At 79.8% G+C, this 732-nt stretch carries 1 pseudogene; it reads right to left on the bottom strand.

Annotated elements, in window-relative coordinates:
* Positions 1 to 29 precede the first annotated feature (29 nt).
* Positions 30 to 732, bottom strand: a pseudogene (locus CCN33_RS25555) (hypothetical protein); the annotation flags it as partial.

Here is a 732-nt window from a genome sequence, read left to right as displayed (position 1 = left end):
CCGTGGGGGTGAAGCGGGGCGCGCGCGCCTCACTCCGGGCCCCCTAGGGGCGCGTGGGCCGCGGCACGGGTGAGGGTGCGCAGGGCGTGGGCCAGGAGGACCAGGGCCGCGCAGCCGCAGCTCAGGGCCGGGATCACCGTCACCCCCAGGGGGTCGACCAGCGCGGTCACCGGCACGGCGAGGAACCCGCAGTCGGGCAGCCGCCCGCTCAGCACCAGCGCCGGCGCCGCCACCTCGGCTGCCGCCGCCGCGCCCAGGATCACGGCCGGCGCGTGCCGGTGCCGGTGGGCGGTGAGGAGGCGGGCGAGGAGCAGCAGGGCGCCCAGGGTGAGGGCCTGCGGGTAGGCCGGGTCCTCGTGCAGCACGGCGCCGGTGAGGGCGAGCAGGCCGGTCAGGGCGGCCAGGTACAGCGCGAGGACGCCGAGCAGCAGGGGGCGCGCCCCGGAGGTGAAGTCCTCCAGGCCCCGGCTGCCCGCGAGCCGGCGGTGGGCGCCGAGGTCGAGCAGATGGGCGCACCAGGCGGCGGGGGCGCAGGCCAGGGCGAGGGCCAGTACGGGCGCGGTGGCAGTGGGCCAGGGGCCGTCCGGGGTACCGGTGGGCAGCCCGTCGGGGCCGCCGCCCACGACGGCGTCCAGCAGGCCGTCGCCGAGGAGGGTGTACCCGAGCAGGCAGACGGTCCACACGGGTGCGGAGGGCCGCGGGGCAGCGCCGGGGCCCTCCGCACCCGTGTGG

Source organism: Streptomyces recifensis, assembly GCF_002154615.1.
Classification (GTDB): Bacteria; Actinomycetota; Actinomycetes; order Streptomycetales; family Streptomycetaceae; genus Streptomyces; species Streptomyces griseoluteus.
Note: the sequence above shows the minus strand (reverse complement) of the source record. Positions and strands in the feature narration are given on the sequence as shown.